General features: G+C 38.8%; 16 protein-coding genes. 12 read left to right on the forward strand and 4 right to left on the reverse strand.

Annotation, left to right across the window (positions count from 1 at the left end):
• Positions 1–107 precede the first annotated feature (107 nt).
• Complete coding sequence (locus H0185_RS00295; protein ID WP_221870069.1) at positions 108–527, reverse strand: HIT family protein; 420 nt, start codon at positions 525–527, stop codon at positions 108–110.
• A 578-nt stretch (positions 528–1,105) separates the two neighbouring features.
• Here H0185_RS00295 and H0185_RS00300 point away from each other — a divergent pair.
• The 3 genes from H0185_RS00300 (at position 1,106) to H0185_RS00310 (ending at position 3,874) form a co-directional block, all read left to right on the forward strand.
• On the forward strand, positions 1,106–1,846 hold the full coding sequence (locus H0185_RS00300) for an ABC transporter ATP-binding protein (RefSeq protein ID WP_221870072.1): 741 nt from the start codon (positions 1,106–1,108) through the stop codon (positions 1,844–1,846).
• Positions 1,839–3,050 carry an ABC transporter permease gene (locus H0185_RS00305; RefSeq protein ID WP_221870074.1) on the forward strand — a complete coding sequence of 404 codons (1,212 nt, stop codon included), beginning with the start codon at positions 1,839–1,841 and terminating at the stop codon, positions 3,048–3,050. Before H0185_RS00300 ends, H0185_RS00305 begins: the two co-directional genes overlap by 8 nt.
• A gap of 101 nt (positions 3,051–3,151) precedes the next feature.
• Positions 3,152–3,874: an EcsC family protein gene (locus H0185_RS00310; protein ID WP_221870075.1), complete on the forward strand. Its 723-nt coding sequence runs from the start codon at positions 3,152–3,154 to the stop codon at positions 3,872–3,874.
• Positions 3,875–3,959: 85 nt separating this feature from the next.
• Here H0185_RS00310 and H0185_RS00315 read toward each other — a convergent pair whose 3' ends face one another.
• A complete protein-coding gene (locus H0185_RS00315) occupies positions 3,960–5,132 on the reverse strand; it encodes a M20 family metallopeptidase (protein ID WP_281427483.1) in 1,173 nt (390 codons plus the stop codon).
• Between the two features lie 148 nt (positions 5,133–5,280).
• Here H0185_RS00315 and H0185_RS00320 point away from each other — a divergent pair, with 148 nt between their 5' ends.
• A complete protein-coding gene (locus H0185_RS00320) occupies positions 5,281–5,931 on the forward strand; it encodes a phosphatase PAP2 family protein (RefSeq protein WP_221870077.1) in 651 nt (216 codons plus the stop codon).
• A gap of 73 nt (positions 5,932–6,004) precedes the next feature.
• Here the strand turns inward: H0185_RS00320 and H0185_RS00325 are convergent, their stop codons facing one another.
• Entirely contained in the window at positions 6,005–6,520 is a 516-nt protein-coding gene (locus H0185_RS00325; protein ID WP_221870079.1) for an antibiotic biosynthesis monooxygenase family protein, read from the reverse strand.
• A gap of 241 nt (positions 6,521–6,761) precedes the next feature.
• Here H0185_RS00325 and hemE point away from each other — a divergent pair, with 241 nt between their 5' ends.
• Positions 6,762–7,808, forward strand: a complete 1,047-nt coding sequence (gene hemE, locus H0185_RS00330; protein ID WP_221870081.1) for a uroporphyrinogen decarboxylase — start codon at positions 6,762–6,764, stop codon at positions 7,806–7,808.
• 188 nt (positions 7,809–7,996) lie between these two features.
• The gene (gene hemH / locus H0185_RS00335) at positions 7,997–8,926 is read left to right on the forward strand and encodes a ferrochelatase (protein ID WP_221870083.1); all 930 of its coding nucleotides are present in this window, start codon (positions 7,997–7,999) and stop codon (positions 8,924–8,926) included.
• A 94-nt stretch (positions 8,927–9,020) separates the two neighbouring features.
• Here hemH and yhfH read toward each other — a convergent pair whose 3' ends face one another.
• Positions 9,021–9,155 carry a protein YhfH gene (gene yhfH / locus H0185_RS00340; protein ID WP_221870085.1) on the reverse strand — a complete coding sequence of 45 codons (135 nt, stop codon included), beginning with the start codon at positions 9,153–9,155 and terminating at the stop codon, positions 9,021–9,023.
• A 167-nt stretch (positions 9,156–9,322) separates the two neighbouring features.
• On the opposite strand from yhfH, the gene H0185_RS00345 reads away from it, so the two are divergent.
• The 6 genes from H0185_RS00345 to H0185_RS00370 all read left to right on the forward strand — a co-directional run bounded on the left by H0185_RS00345 (position 9,323) and on the right by H0185_RS00370 (position 16,235).
• Positions 9,323–10,057, forward strand: coding sequence for an MBL fold metallo-hydrolase (locus H0185_RS00345; RefSeq protein WP_221870087.1), 735 nt, complete (start codon positions 9,323–9,325; stop codon positions 10,055–10,057).
• 209 nt (positions 10,058–10,266) lie between these two features.
• Positions 10,267–11,256, forward strand: coding sequence for a lipoate--protein ligase (gene lplA, locus H0185_RS00350; protein ID WP_221870089.1), 990 nt, complete (start codon positions 10,267–10,269; stop codon positions 11,254–11,256).
• Positions 11,257–11,453: 197 nt separating this feature from the next.
• Positions 11,454–13,010 carry a fatty acid--CoA ligase family protein gene (locus tag H0185_RS00355; RefSeq protein ID WP_221870090.1) on the forward strand — a complete coding sequence of 519 codons (1,557 nt, stop codon included), beginning with the start codon at positions 11,454–11,456 and terminating at the stop codon, positions 13,008–13,010.
• Positions 13,011–13,347: 337 nt separating this feature from the next.
• A complete protein-coding gene (locus H0185_RS00360; RefSeq protein WP_221870092.1) occupies positions 13,348–14,352 on the forward strand; it encodes an ABC transporter substrate-binding protein in 1,005 nt (334 codons plus the stop codon).
• Between the two features lie 91 nt (positions 14,353–14,443).
• A complete protein-coding gene (locus tag H0185_RS00365; RefSeq protein WP_221870094.1) occupies positions 14,444–15,466 on the forward strand; it encodes an ABC transporter permease in 1,023 nt (340 codons plus the stop codon).
• A complete protein-coding gene (locus tag H0185_RS00370) occupies positions 15,441–16,235 on the forward strand; it encodes an ABC transporter ATP-binding protein (RefSeq protein ID WP_221870096.1) in 795 nt (264 codons plus the stop codon). The genes H0185_RS00365 and H0185_RS00370 overlap by 26 nt, the downstream gene beginning before the upstream one ends.
• Positions 16,236–16,352 lie beyond the last annotated feature (117 nt).

The following is a 16,352-nucleotide window of genomic DNA, read 5'->3' on the forward strand; positions in this document are numbered from 1 at the left end:
CTGTAGTACAGTGAAGAGGTAAAATTTTTAATCAATAGTACCAGATAAACAGAAAAATTTCTATTTTTCAGAAGAAAAAAATAAAAAAACTTCTGCACAGGCAGAAGTTAAAGTTTATTGTTAATATCTGAGGCGATCTTTTGTAAATCTTCTGGTGTGTATTGGCTTTGATTGGATTTCCAAACTGCCCCAAAGCCGTCTCCCTCACCATAACGAGGAATAAGGTGCATATGAAAATGAAAGACAGACTGACCAGCGTGTTCACCGTTGTTATTCAACACATTTAACCCGATTGGATTGTAAGCTTCTTTGATGGCATTTGCTATTTTAGGTACTTCCTTAAAAAGGGTAGAGGCAATATCATCGGTTAATTCATAGACATTTTCTTTATGTATCTTTGGAATGACCAAGGTATGTCCTTTGGTGACTTGACTGATATCTAAGAAGGCATATACATGCTCATTTTCAAATACTTTTGCGCTTGGGATTTCCCCATTAATAATCTTGCAAAAAATACAATCAGACATTTTTCCCATCCTTTCCTATAACACCTTTTTTGTCATTTTATCACAATAATCAAATAAACTTAAACATACGTTTCTTTAATCCAACAAAAAGGACAGGATTCATATTAGAATCCTGTCCCTGAAGGGGAAATCTTGCTTCATTGACGTATGCCTTCAAAAAATGCCTTTAGTGACAATCTGCAGGTATGCCTTTGATAAACACCTCATTTTTAATGTGATGTGTCTAAAAACGGACCTGTGTTCAATCGAACCATCCCCTGTTCTTTATAGTTGATTACAACGTATAAAGCGGATGTGTGTCTTCGGCAAACACCTCATTTAAAGTGTGTTTTTTAAAAGCTTTGGTATGCAAGAACGTTGTCCAATGCTACCAGCTCCTTGAAGGTTAGTTGAAGCGTTTTAAACATCGAATAAATTGTCTTTGACAGACACCTCATTTCGAGTGATTAACTGTTTTCCCCTTCAAGAATTATGATGCCCGTTCTTTCGGAAAATATAATCCCTTTTTAAAAAATTTTTTAAATCCTTTTGTATTTGTTAAAATGATAAGTAAAAGTACCAGTGGAAGGACGTTGCCTATGGCTTTATTAGAGATAAAAAATATTACAGGTGGATATACGAGAAATCCGGTGTTAAAAGATGTTAGTTTTGAAGTAGAAGCGAATGAGATGGTTGGCTTAATCGGACTGAATGGAGCGGGGAAGAGTACCACCATTAAGCATGTGATTGGGTTGATGGAGCCTCAAAAAGGGGAAATCAAAATTAACGACAGGGCCATTAACGATGGGCGTGAACAATACCGAAAGCAATTTACATTTGTTCCGGAGACCCCTATCCTTTACGATGAATTAACCCTCGAGGAGCATTTAAAAATAACGGCAATGGCTTATGGAATAGAGGAGTCTGTTTATAAGGAGCGTATTGCTCAACTTCTAAAAGAATTCCGTATGGAAAAAAGACTCAAGTGGTTTCCTGCTCATTTCTCCAAAGGAATGAAGCAAAAAGTCATGATTATGTGTGCCTTTTTAGTACAGCCTTCCCTATATATTGTAGACGAGCCATTCGTTGGCCTTGATCCATTAGGGATTCAATCTTTACTCGATTTAATGACAAAGATGAAAGAAAATGGCGCAGGTATCTTGATGTCTACCCATATTTTAGCTACCGCAGAACGGTATTGCGACCGCTTTGTCATCTTACATGAAGGAACAGTTCGTGCAAAGGGAACGTTAAAAGAGCTGCAAACACAATTTGGGATGCCGGGAGCAACCCTAGATGATTTATATATTCAGCTTACAAAGGAAGAAGATTATGTTTAATGCGCAAGAGTTATGGAAAGAGCGGTTTGCGTTATTTGCAAAGGAGACCGGCCGTTACCTTCGCTATATTTTTAATGGTCATCTAGTCGTTGTCTTTTTATTTTTACTGGGAACAGCGGGGTTTTACTATCAAGAGTGGATTAAGACCCTTGATCCTGAGTTTCCAGCTGCGATTATTATGGCTGTGGTTCTTGCATTCATGCTTACTTATAGCCCAACCTTAACCTTCTTGTCCGAGGCTGATAAAATCTTTCTATTGCCCCTTGAAACAAAATTAGGGGATTATTTTAAGCGTGGGATGATGTTGAGCCTTGTGTTGCAATCCTATTTGCTGCTCATTTTCTTGGCTGTGTTTATGCCTATGTATGTAAAGGTAACTGGGACAAGCTTTCGTCTTTTTATTCCATTTCTGGTTGTGCTGGTCATTTTAAAAGGAATAAACCTTTTTATTCGCAGGAAAGTGGAATACGACATTGATTCATCAACACATAAGGTGGACTCTGTGGTTCGATTTTTTGTGAATGGTGTGATGTTATATTTATTGTTTTCAGAAGCATCGTTCATCCTTATAGGTGTTCCAGCTGTACTGTTGGTCCTTTATGCTATATTTTACAATCGCCAGGCGAAAGACAAGGGCTTAAAATGGGAACACTTAATTGAACAAGAAGAAAAACGAATGGGAGCCTTTTACCGAATAGCCAATTTGTTTACAGATGTGCCTAAGTTAAAGGATCGAGTGAAACGAAGAAAGTGGTTGGATATCTTTTTGGGGAATATTGCTTTTAGTCAAAAGAATACATTTTCCCATATTTACCTAAGGACTTTCTTTCGCTCAGGAGATTACTTTGGGTTATTCTTAAGACTAACGGTAATTGGTGCACTTGGAATTTATTTTCTGACGTATGGACCAGGGCAAACCATCTTAGCTTTGCTATTTTTATACCTAACTGGTTTTCAACTTTTACCGTTATGGAATCATCACCAACATAAACTTTGGTTGGATCTCTATCCAGTAGGAGCGGCTATAAAGGAAATGGCGTTTACAAAGCTGTTAACAATGATTATGTTCATTCAGACAGTAGTCTTTGGATTGGTCATTTTAGTAAAACAAGATCTATTAACTGCTGGATCCACTGTGATTCTTGGAATGTTCTTTACGTTAGCTTTCGTCCATATCTATAGTAAAAAAAGAAGACAAGTATAATGAGTATCCTTTTCAGCCAGAGTGTCAATGCTGAAAAGGATTTTTTTAACTTGAAACTATCTACTCTTTTATTCGTATGGATAAATATGGAGGGGAAGCGAATGAATGAATACGAACTTAAAATATATGATGAATTGATGGAATGGCAGCGAAAGTTAAAGAAAAAATCGAATATGTTGGCAAGGGCCTCAAAGAGGGTACAATTGAAAGTCAATGAGATGATCCCTGAAAAAGTACATCAAGTCATGACGGATTCCATTAAAAATATGGTAAAAGCAACGTTAACAGGTTCGAATTATACAACGAAGAAGAACCAAGGGGCGGGGCTATCCTTGCAACAAAAGGATGAGTTGTTAAGTGAGAAGCTTTCTACCTACCGTAAGACAGCGACTGTGGAGGGGGCTGGTACCGGAGCTGGTGGGTTGTTTCTGGGGTTAGCTGATTTCCCGTTGTTATTAACGATAAAAATGAAATTTCTTTTTGAAGCAGCCTCGATATATGGATATGATCCCGCAGATTATGAGGAAAGATTATTTATTCTTCACGTTTTTAAGCTTGCCTTTTCAAGCGACCAAAAACGTCAGGAAACACTATCCATTATTGATAATTGGGAAACACGGAAGAAGGATTTATTAGAGATGGATTGGAAAGATTTCCAGCAAGAGTACCGGGATTACATCGATTTGGTTAAAATGGCTCAGCTGATTCCAGGAATTGGAGCCGTTGTAGGTGCGTATGCAAACTACAATCTTCTTGATCAACTTGGAGAAACTGCTAAGAATGCTTATCGTCTAAGGCTACTTAAGACACCTCCAGTTGTTTAACGAAAGAAGGTCACTAGAGAACGAATAAAAAAGTTCCAATCAGCATATTGGAACTTTTTTTACGTAAACATTCTAACGAAAATATTCAATTTTGAGAATTTAGTGCGACTGTTCCTAGTGTTTTTGCAGCGATTAGCATGGCTTTTTCATTCATCTCAAACCTTGGATGATGATGGGGATAGGCCTGGGTGACACCTTCCGGTTGTGCCCCTGTAAAGAAGAAGCTCCCTTTAACATGCTGAAGATAATAAGAAAAATCTTCACCAGCCATGTCTGGTTCCATTTCTTCCACTTTTTCAACGTCAGGTACTTCTGAAGCAGACGTAATTACTGTTTCGGTTTCGGCAGGATGATTAACAACTGCTGGATATCCGCGGAAATAGGTATATTCATAGGTGCAGTCATTTGCAAAGCAGGTGCCTTTTATCACTTTTTCTAATTCTTCTTCAATTAAGTTGCGACTTTCTTCACTGAAAGTTCTTGCAGTCCCGATAAGTTTTACCTTATCTGCAATGACATTAAAAGCATTTTCAGCTACAAATGAACCGACACTTACAACGGCGGGGTCAATCGGCTTTATTCTGCGGCTGACAATCTGCTGAAGATTCACGACGAATTGCGAGGCAGCAACAATCGTGTCTTTTGTTGTATGAGGCTGAGCACCGTGGCCGCCCTTTCCCTGAAACGTTACTTCAAACCGATCAGCTGCTGCCATAAATGGGCCGACTCGATAATGAACGGTTCCTGTTGGGACGGTTGCCCATAAATGTGTTCCATAAATAAGGTCGACTCCATCAAGACATCCGTCCTCAATCATCGCCTTCGCACCACCAGGGGCGTACTCTTCTGCATGTTGATGAATGAAAACATATGTACCTGATAGTTCTTCTTTCATTTCATGCAAAGCTTTCGCTAAAACAAGAAGGGTCGCGGTATGTCCATCATGGCCGCAAGCATGCATAACCCCCGGTACAAGAGATTTATAAGGGACATCGTTTTCTTCTTGAATAGGCAAAGCGTCAAAGTCCGCGCGGAGGGCAATGGTTTTCCCTGGCTTGGCACCATAAACCTTAGCAACCACACCATTTCCACCTACATTCCCTCGAACTTCAATTCCTAGCTTCTCATAATAGGATTTGATGTAGTGAGCTGTTTGAACTTCCTGAAAGGACAACTCAGGGTGTTGGTGCAAATGTCTTCTGATATCAACCATTTCATTAAATGAGCCTTCGAGCTTATTAAACAATGTTTCTTTCAAAATTCAATCTCTCCCTTCGAAGTTGTCTATTAATTTAAACAATTATAACATTTTTGTGTTGATTTATTTATAGAATTTAATAACATAAAAAAGTGTGTAATTGATAAAATAAAAGATTCATAGAACCAATTTATAAAAGGAGGAACTTATGGGAAACATACATAGTAAACGATTGGTCGCCGGAATCGCGGCAGTCCTAGCCTATCTATACCTTTCATCTAGCATCCCCACTGAAGGTCCAATCCCCTTAGATAAACCGATAAGTGATGTAGTGAAGAAGACCATTGGGGGAGGATGGTTGGATGTTTTTTCGCTATTAGGGTCTACTAAGGGTTTTGCTATTGTGGCAGTGATGGTTTTAATTTGGTTAGGATTTAAAAGAAAAGATTATTTAGCGATTGGAGTTTTTGTGTTTGCATTGCTATCAGGTTATATTGTAAATTCTTTTCTAAAAGATTGGCATAACAGACCAAGGCCAGCCTCTGAACATCTTGTGGAAGTTACTACTCTTAGCTTCCCGAGTGGAAATGCCATGATTGGTTTCATTTTATATTCCTTGACTGCCTATTATTTAATGAAAACTTTTCAGTCAGGTTTAAGTAGGTTTGTAATTGGACTAGGGGCATTTCTCATCATCTTCTTTTATGGCGCAAGCAGAGTGGCACTCAATGTTCATTACCCATCGGATGTTATGGCAGGGTTTGCTATCGGAGTAGTTTGGACGGTTAGTTGGATTTACATTTATGAGGCTTTGTCAAGAAAGTTTAAGAATAATAAAAAAATCAGCTTGCCTGTATAGGTAAGCTGATTTTTACTATATGGAATAGAAAAGAGCCTTAATGACTAAGAGAGAGGACCTCCTCTTTGAAACGTTAATCTACTTCGGCTATACTATACGTTGTGAGATAAGATAGTCCAGCAAAAATAGCTATAGATTTTGCCTCATTGCTTTTGGTCTGCTTCTTATGGCTTTCAAGAAAAGAGTCTGATGACTTCCAGTTCTCATAGGCTCGTTTGTTTTCCCATAATGTTAAAATGACATAGGTATTTGAGGATAGAGGACGTAACAATCGAATGGCAACAAAGCCAGGTTGATGTTCAATCTTTCGTTGTCGATTTTTAAATTGATATTCGAACAATGGTTTTCCTTCATCAGTGACGGGAATATTGTTCATCACCACATAAGTGGCTTTTTCAAATGAACCAATAGAGTCAATGACCTCATATTTACGAGGGTGATTAAATACGGTCTTATGTTTTGTCTCGTGAAGGATAACAGCTTGAAAATCATCTTCAGACCCTGTTAATAACAACATGTTTTCATTAAGATACTTGTTTTTTAGCTTTGTTAAATAATCAATCGTTCCGGACGTTATATAAAAATTCAAATGATCACCCCTTATTCGCTTAACTTTTCTTATATTATAACTATGTTTGTATCGATGCAAAAAGGCATTAAATGGGTTTTCAACTGACAAAATTGTCTATTTTGTGACATTTCACACCTTTGCCTATCCACTACATAGTTAAAACCGATATAGTGTAAATAGCCCTAAAAGGGGTTTTTTTATAGATAATCCCAATAATAAAAGATAGAAATAGATGTCCCTGAAAGGTGGAACGCTTCAAATGACGAGAATAACTAACGACACATTTTTAAAAGCAGCTAAGGGAGAAAAAACAGATCATGTCCCAGTATGGTTCATGCGCCAAGCAGGTCGTTCCCAACCAGAATATAGAGCGATAAAGGAAAAGTATTCTTTATTTGAAATTACTCATCAACCTGAGCTCTGTGCATATGTAACAAGATTACCTGTTGAGCAATACAATGTAGACGCAGCCATCCTTTATAAAGATATTATGACGCCGCTTCCAGCAATAGGCGTTGACGTTGAAATTAAGTCAGGAATTGGACCTGTCATCTCTAATCCTATTCAATCTTTAGCTGATGTTGAAAAGCTTGGTGAAATTAACCCCGAAGAGGATGTCCCTTATGTAATGGAAACGATTAAACTTCTTACAGAAGAGCAGCTTTCTGTACCATTAATCGGCTTTTCCGGGGCTCCTTTTACTCTTGCTAGCTATATGATTGAAGGAGGGCCTTCTAAGAACTACAATAAAACGAAAGCCTTTATGTACTCTGAGCCTAAAGCTTGGTTTGCTTTAATGGACAAGCTAGCAGATGTAGTCATCACCTATGTAAAGTCACAGATTAAAGCAGGAGCAAGCGCTATTCAAATTTTCGATTCATGGGTAGGTGCTTTAAATGTACAAGACTACCGTTATTATATTAAGCCAATCATGCACCGAATTTTCTCGGAATTAAAAGAAGAGAATGTTCCACTAATCATGTTTGGAGTTGGAGCAAGTCATTTAGCTAAAGAATGGCATGACCTACCACTTGATGTAGTTGGCCTTGACTGGCGGATGCAAATAAAAGAAGCACGTGATAGTGGGATTCATAAAACCATTCAAGGAAATCTAGATCCTGCTATTCTTCTTTCACCTTGGGAGTTTATTGAAGAGAGAGCAAAAGCAATCCTTGATCAAGGGATGGAGCAGCCGGGTTACATTTTTAACTTAGGTCATGGAGTATTCCCATCAGTAGATCCGGCAACATTAAAAAGGTTAACAAGTTTCATTCATGAATATTCTGCCGATAAATTAAAAGGGTAAAACTTTTTATTTATCGTGGAAGTTAAGATAATGGAAAGTTAGCCGATATTTTGGCAAAATAGTATTTGTAGCTAAAAGCACCTGGAGGATAGAACATGACTGTTGACACTTCTTCAATGTCAATAACCTTTCTATAGTCCCAGGTGTTTCCATTTTACAGTATATATACAGTCAAAAGAGGTGCAATAATGTCCAAAAAGAAAATGGGTTTGCTTGTCATGGCCTATGGTACTCCATATAAAGAAGAAGATATAGAAAGATACTATACACATATTCGTCATGGGCGGAAACCATCTGACGAGTTGCTTGAAGATCTTAAAAGAAGATATGAAGCAATTGGTGGGATTTCTCCGCTTGCTCAGATTACAAGTAGTCAAGCAGAGAAGCTAGAGGAGCATTTAAATGCCATCCAAGATCAATACGAATTCAAAGCATATCTTGGATTGAAACATATTGAACCATTTGTTGAAGATGCAGTAAAACAAATGCATGAGGATGGGATTGAGGAAGCAGTAAGCATCGTACTAGCACCGCATTTCTCTACCTTTAGCGTTAAATCTTATAATGGAAGAGCTCAAGCGGCAGCGGCTGAACTAGGTGGTCTTAATATTGTTTCAGTTGAAAGTTGGTATGATGAGCCTAAGTTTATTCAATATTGGGTGGACCGTGTAAGTGAAACATTTGCTAGCATGCCATCTGATGAAAGAGAAAAGGCTGTCCTTATCGTGTCCGCTCACAGTCTTCCTGAAAAAATCCTTCAGTCTGGAGATCCGTATCCAGATCAGCTTCAAAAAACAGCTGATTTAATTGCTGAAGGTGCTAAAGTTAAAAACTTTGCAGTAGGTTGGCAAAGTGCTGGTCAAACACCAGAACCTTGGCTTGGACCAGATGTACAGGATCTAACAAGAAGTCTCTATGAGGAGCATGGCTATAAGGCGTTTGTTTATGTTCCCGCAGGGTTTGTTGCGGAACATTTAGAGGTGTTATATGACAATGATTATGAATGCAAGGTTGTGACTGAAGAAATAGGTGCAAGTTATTATCGTCCTGAGATGCCGAATGCTCAGCCAGAGTTCATAGATGCGTTAGCTACTATTGTGTTAAAGAAACTTTCATAATAAAAAGTGAATGTTGAAATAAGAAAGAAGCCAGCCGTTTAAGCGGCTGGCTTCTTTTGATGAAAGTTTAATTTTAAGATTCAGTAAATTCTTTTTAGTGTTTTCCAGGGTCCATGCAGTTATCACATTTGCTACCATAGCATTCATGCTGTTCATCTATCTCATTTCCACATTCCACGCACTTTTTAGCTGGCAAATTACGGAAAAACTCAACGACATTCTCTAGCATTCTGATAACCCCCATTTGTTTTTTGTGTTTATTTATTAAGTTGGTTTCATTGTATTATAACAGTTTACTTTGTGTCAATAGTTGTTTTATAACAAAACGTAAAATATGAAAAAATGGGCAAAATGAAGTATAGTTGAAAATGGACTATTGACTTAGGAGGAATCACAATGAAGCTGACCGTCATCGGATGTTGGGGTGGCTATCCAAATAAGAATGAAGCGAGTTCAGGTTACCTTTTAGAACATAATGGATTCAATGTATTGATTGATTGTGGAAGTGGAGTTTTATCTAAACTCCAGAACTTTATCCAACCAGAAGAACTAGACGCGCTTTTGCTTTCACATTACCATCCTGACCATAATGCTGATATAGGAGTGCTTTATCATGCTCGTTTAATCAAAGGGTTCTTAGGCACCAAACCGCCAGAGCTTCCAATATACGGACATAATTTAGACCAAAGGGAGTTCGCAAAACTTACATATAAAAATATCACAAGAGGAATAGCCTATAATCCGGACCAACCCTTGGAAGTAGGTCCATTTAAAGTTACGTTTCTTCGAACAGTCCATCCTGTGCCATGCTTTGCAATGAGGATTGAAGTAGAAGGAAGGGTCCTCGTTTACACGGCAGATACAGCTTATAAGGATGAACTGGTATCGTTTGGGAAAGATGCAGATTTGCTAGTATGTGAATGTAACTTTTACGGAAATCAGAGTGGCAAAGGGGCTGGGCATATGAATAGTTTTGATGCTGGTCATTTTGCACAAGCGGCAAGTGTAAAACAACTAGTGCTTACCCATTTACCACATTATGGTCAGCTTAATCAGCTAGTGGAGGAAGCGATCCAAAAATATAGTGGACCAACTCAGTTAGCGAAGGAAGGTCTAACGATTACGCTGTAAAAAGGCAGCTTTCGTAAAGCTGTTTGTTAAAATTCTAAAGTCGATTTTAACGCAAGAAAAGCTATTTTATTCATAACTAAGGTTGCAGCTCTTTTCTCATACGCTAAAGCTAATCTTAATCTTCAATGCAAAACAGGTCATTAAAGGTTTATTTAAGCTCTGAAGGCAACAATGTTTGAGAAAAGAGCCTTAAAAAAGGAGATAGTAGTATGTTATTTATTGATAATAAAGGGATTACCGACCCACGAATAAACCTTGCAATCGAGGAATACGCAGTAAAAAACCTAGATATAAACGAAACATATCTTTTATTTTATATAAACGAACCTTCAATCATTATCGGGAAAAACCAAAATACCATTGAAGAAATCAATACAGACTATGTCGAGAAAAATGGAATTCATGTGGTAAGAAGGGTCTCAGGTGGCGGAGCTGTGTACCATGATTTAGGGAATTTGAATTTCAGCTTTATCACGAAAGATGACGGTGATAGCTTTCACAACTTTAAAAAATTCACGGAACCAGTGGTTGAAGCTCTGAAGAAAATGGGGGTTAATGCTGAGCTGAGTGGTCGAAATGATCTGATGGCGGAAGGCAGAAAGATATCAGGGAATGCACAATATTCAACAAAGGGAAGAATGTTTAGCCATGGTACGTTGATGTTTGATTCAGAAATTGATCATGTGGTCTCTGCTCTTAAGGTGAGAAAAGATAAAATCGAATCAAAAGGCATAAAATCAATTCGCAGCCGTGTTGCAAATATTTCAGAGTTCATGGAAAACAAGATGACTATTGAGGAATTTAAGAGTCTCATACTAAAATATATCTTCCCAGGCATGGACGAAATTCCTGAGTATAAATTAACCGATGAAGATTGGGAGAAAATACATCAACTTTCTAAGGAAAAGTATCAGACATGGGAGTGGAACTATGGACGATCTCCTAAATTTAACATCCAGCATTCTCACCGCTTCCCGGTTGGACAAGTGGATGTTCGGTTTGAAGTGAATAAAGGGATAATCGAAAATTGCAAAATTTATGGGGACTTTTTTGGTGTTGGGGATGTGACGGAGATTGAGAAATTACTAACGGGCGTTAAGTATGAAAGAGCTTCATTAGAGCATGCATTAGCTGAAGTCAATATCCAACACTATTTCGGTAATATTTCAAAAGAAGATTTTCTGGAGTTAATCTATTAACAAATACCAACACGATGCTTACATTTGCATCGTGTTTCTTATTGAAAATACAAAAAAATAGCCTCTTTCGTTCCTTCACCCTTGTTTTTTAAATTTTGGGAGTTTTCTCTTGAAAGTATAATTTTCTTTCAATATAATATATTTAGAAAATTGATAGCGCTTTCTAAAGGGGAAAATACGAATAGGGGGATGGAAGAATGAATTTATCGACTCAACTTCATCAAACTGCAGCACGTTTAGGAGAAAAGCCAGCGTATTATTTTATGGATCAGGCTAGTACATACGCGGAATTAGATGCTGCAGTGACCAAATTTGCATCAGGTCTATCACAACTAGGAATAAAAAAAGGGGATCATGTTGCACTTATCTTAGGAAACTCCCCACATTTTGTCATCGGATTGTACGGGGCGCTACGGTTGGGAGCAACCGTGATTCCAGTAAACCCAATTTATACAGCCGATGAAATTGGTTATATCCTCCGCAATGGAGATGTAAAAACCGTTGTCGGACTTGATCTGATGGTACAGTTGGTAGAGAAGTTGCATGAGCATTTACCGGCAGTCGAAAATTATATCATCTGTGAATCAGGTCAAACAGAGGCCAATAGCATTGATATTTCTAAACTATCCGTTTTTCCAAAGCTAAAGACATTTAATCAAATTATCGCGTCTGGAACACTTGACTTTGCACCTGTGGAGCTAAATGAGGAAGATGTTGCTATTATACTTTATACCTCAGGAACAACAGGCAAACCTAAGGGTGCCATGCTAACCCACCGCAACCTGTACAGCAACGCAAGAGATGTAGCCGATTATTTAAAAATGAATGAAAATGACCGGGTAATTGCTACTCTGCCGATGTTTCATGTCTTCTGTTTGACGGTCGCCTTAAATGCACCATTGATGAACGGTGCAACAATATTAATTGTTCCGAAATTTTCACCAGCTGAAATATTCCGTCTTACTAAGAAGTATGAAGCGACTGTTTTTGCGGGTGTACCAACAATGTTTAACTTCCTCCTCCAGTACCCTGAAGGGAAAGCTGAAGATCTAAAGTCGTTACGCTTATGTAATTCAGGTGGGGCCGCAATGCCAGTGGCATTACTTGAAGGCTTCGAAAGAAAGTTTAATGTTCTAGTCTCAGAGGGATATGGTCTATCAGAAGCTTCACCAGTAACATGCTTTAACCCTTTAGACCGTCCAAGAAAGGCTGGTTCAATCGGACAGTCGATTATTCATGTAGAGAATAAGGTCGTCAATGAACTTGGGGAAGAGCTCCCTCCTGGAGAAGTTGGCGAGCTAATCGTTAGAGGACCGAATGTAATGAAAGGATACTATAAAATGCCCGAGGAAACAGCTGCGACCATTAAAGACGGCTGGCTGTACACTGGTGACCTTGCTAAAATGGATGAGGAAGGCTATTTCTATATTGTTGATCGTAAAAAGGACATTGTTCTTGTTGGCGGTTACAATGTTTATCCGCGTGAGGTGGAGGAAGTTCTATATGAGCACCCGGATGTGGTCGAGGTTGCTGTCGTAGGCGTTCCTGATCCAAACTTCGGTGAAGCTGTACGTGCTTTTGTTGTTAGCAAGAATCCAACTTTAACGGCTGAACAGTTGCTTGAATTCTGCCGAGAGCATTTAGCAAAGTATAAAGTACCAAGCTCGATTGATTTCCTAGAAGAGCTACCTAAAAACACGACAGGGAAGATCCTTCGAAGATCACTGAAAGACCAAGTCCTTCAAGTTAAATAAATACACTTCAAAGTAGGCAGATAATCATTAAAGTCTGCCTACTTTTTTATTATGCTTTATGTAAGTGAATTTTAGATTTTTACGTCGTTGATTGGAGTGGAAGGCGGCGCTTTCCACGGCACGCCCGCGGTAAGCGAAGCCGCCTGGAACGAAAATCAACTCCATTGTTTTATACATCTCTAAGTTTCACGGTTCTTTGTTAAGAAAGAGTTTTTCTAGTTTAAATTTTCTAAAATTATTGAAAATTACTTGAAAACTAGATTAGGATAATATTATAATTTAACAAATAAAAGCATAAAAGCAATAAAGAGAATAATAAAAACAGGGGGGAAATAAAATGATGAAGAAAAAGAAATGGATGGCTGCAATAGGAATCACTAGCGCCTTATTATTAGCTGGTTGTGGGAGTGAAGATGCTGGCTCAGATTCATCCACTGGTGGAGAAAAAGAGAAAGAAAATACGTTTAAAGTGGGTGTAACCCAAATTGCTGAGCACCCTTCCCTGGATGCTGCTTTTGAAGGCTTCAAAAAGGCATTGGCGGAAGAAGGCCTTGAAGTGGAATATGATGTACAAAATGCGCAGGGAGATGCAAATAATAACGCACCAATTGCTCAAAACTTTGTAGGCGATGGAGTCGATTTAATCTTCGCAAACTCAACTCCAAGTGCACAAAGTGCATTAAATGCTACTAAGGATATTCCAATCGTGTTCACTTCAGTTACAGATGCAATTGGAGCTGAATTAGTTAAATCAATGGAAAACACTGAAGGAAATGTAACGGGAACACTTGATAATCACCCAGAAGCGATCCCTAATACAGTGAAGTTTATAGACGAGCAATTTGAGGGGAAGACCGTTGGATTAGTCTATAACTCTGGTGAACAGAACTCTATCGCTCAAATCGAGATGGTAAAGGAAGCAGGAAAAAATACGGACCTCAAATTCGTAGAGGCAACTGTTTCAACTACGGCTGAAGTGAAGCAAGCCACTGAGTCATTAGTTGGTAAGGCAGATGTTATCTATATCATTACGGATAATACTGTAGTTTCTGGTCTTGATTCTGTCATTCTAGTAGCAAATGAAAATGACATTCCACTGTTTGTTGGGGAACTAGATTCAGTTGCTAAAGGTGGATTTGCAGCTTATGGCTTTGACTATGCTGACATTGGTTATGAGGCAGGCGTTATGGCGGCGCAGATTTTAAAAGGGGAAAAACAACCTTCTGAACTCCCAGTTCAATACCCACAAAACTTGAAACTTGTCATCAATAAAAAAGCTGCCGAAGAAATGAGCATTGAATTGAAAGAAGAGTGGGATAGCCTGGCTGAATACCTTGAATAAGATTGGTGCTTTCCTGTCCTGTCCGACCACAGCCAGGAAAGAACGTTTATAACCTCGGACAGGTTTAAGCACTCAAGAAAGGAAGTTGACTATGCCTACTGCAATTTTTGGGTCTTTAGAGGCAGGTGCATTATACGCCCTTATGGCATTGGGCGTATACTTGTCTTTTCGTATACTTGATTTTCCAGACTTAACCGTTGACGGGAGCTTTGTAACGGGTGGTGCTGTTGCTGCAGTCATGATCGTCAACGGATTCAATCCTTTTATTGCCACAATCGCTGCTATTGTCGCAGGATTCTTAGCAGGTTGTTTTACCGGACTTCTCCATACTAAGGGGAAAATTAACGCGCTATTATCCGGTATTTTGATGATGATTGCCTTATATTCCATCAATCTTCGAATTATGGGGAAATCAAATGTCTCCTTATTGTCTGAAGAAACAGTGATTACAAAGATTACAGAGTTTTGGAAGCAATTAAAGATTGATGATGCGATCCAAACAGGATTGTCTGCTATTGGCATTGGTGGTTTTATTCCAAAAACTTGGGCAATTTTATTTCTCATGGTCATCCTAGCTTTTATTGTTAAAGTAGGAATGGACTGGTTTTTGAAAACAGAATTAGGTCTTGCTTTACGTGCGACTGGAGACAATGAAACAATGGTTCGTAGTTTTTCAGTAGACACAGACTTTTATAAAATCTTTGGCCTAGGCTTGTCAAATGCACTTGTTGCGTTTTCTGGAGCATTAGTTGCCCAATATAATGGCTTCAGTGATGTCGGAATGGGAATTGGGATGATTGTCATTGGTCTTGCATCCGTCATTATCGGTGAAGCTGTATTTGGAGCGAAGAATATTATTCGCGCAACAGCAGCGGTTATTGGTGGTGCGATTCTATATCGAATCATTGTTACAATGGCTCTTAGAGTTGAATTCCTTGAGACCGGAGATATGAAGTTAATTACGGCATTGATTGTTATTTGCGCATTGATTCTGCCGAAAGTGATTGACCGCCAAAAAGAAAAGCAGAGAAAACGGAAACGACTTAAAGCGATGAAACAAGCTGACGCTGAAGGAAGGGGGCAGAACCTTGCTGCAGTTAAATCAGATTTATAAGGTATTTAATGAAGGAACACCTGATGAAAAAGTTGCTATCAACCATATAAATCTCAATATGTCCCCCGGTGATTTCGTCACTGTGATTGGAAGTAACGGGGCCGGAAAATCAACGGTGATGAGTGTAATTTCTGGTAAGCTAACTCCGGATCTTGGAACGGTTAACATCGATGGAAAAAATCTGACCGAGTTATCGGAGCATAAGCGTTCTTCTTTTATCGGAAGAGTATTTCAGGACCCCATGGCTGGTACGGCTCCTTCGATGACAATTGAAGAAAACCTAGCCATCGCCTACGGCCGAGTGAAAAGTCGAGGATTGGGGTTAGGGGTAAATCGGAAGCGACGAGATTTCTTCAAGGAAAAGCTCGAAACGCTTCACCTTGGACTTGAGAATCGTTTGCACGCAAAGGTTGGTCTCCTTTCCGGTGGTGAAAGACAGGCGCTTTCGCTATTAATGGCAACCTTTACTGAACCGAAAATCCTCCTTCTTGATGAACATACAGCGGCACTTGATCCGTCAAGAGCGGAGCTTGTTACTCAATTAACAAAAGAAATTGTTAGTCAGTATGGGTTAACGACTTTAATGGTTACCCATAATATGCAGCAAGCGTTAGAATTAGGAAACCGACTGATCATGATGGATAAAGGACAAATCATATTTGAAGTCGATGAAGCGGCCAAACAAGAGTTAACGGTTGAAAAGCTTCTAAATGAGTTCCAAAGAATCCGCGGTGAAAAGATGAACAATGACCGGGCCGTCTTGATTTAAAAAGTACATGGGGGAGCCCATGTGCTTTTTATTTTGGGGGATGAAGTGAGGTAGGTTATAAAATTTTAATATATAAAACTTTTAAAACTTTGTATAATAGATATTGTATTTTTTAGG

It is taken from the genome of Mesobacillus maritimus (genome assembly GCF_019749255.1).
Taxonomy (GTDB): domain Bacteria; phylum Bacillota; class Bacilli; order Bacillales; family Cytobacillaceae; genus Mesobacillus_B; species Mesobacillus_B maritimus_A.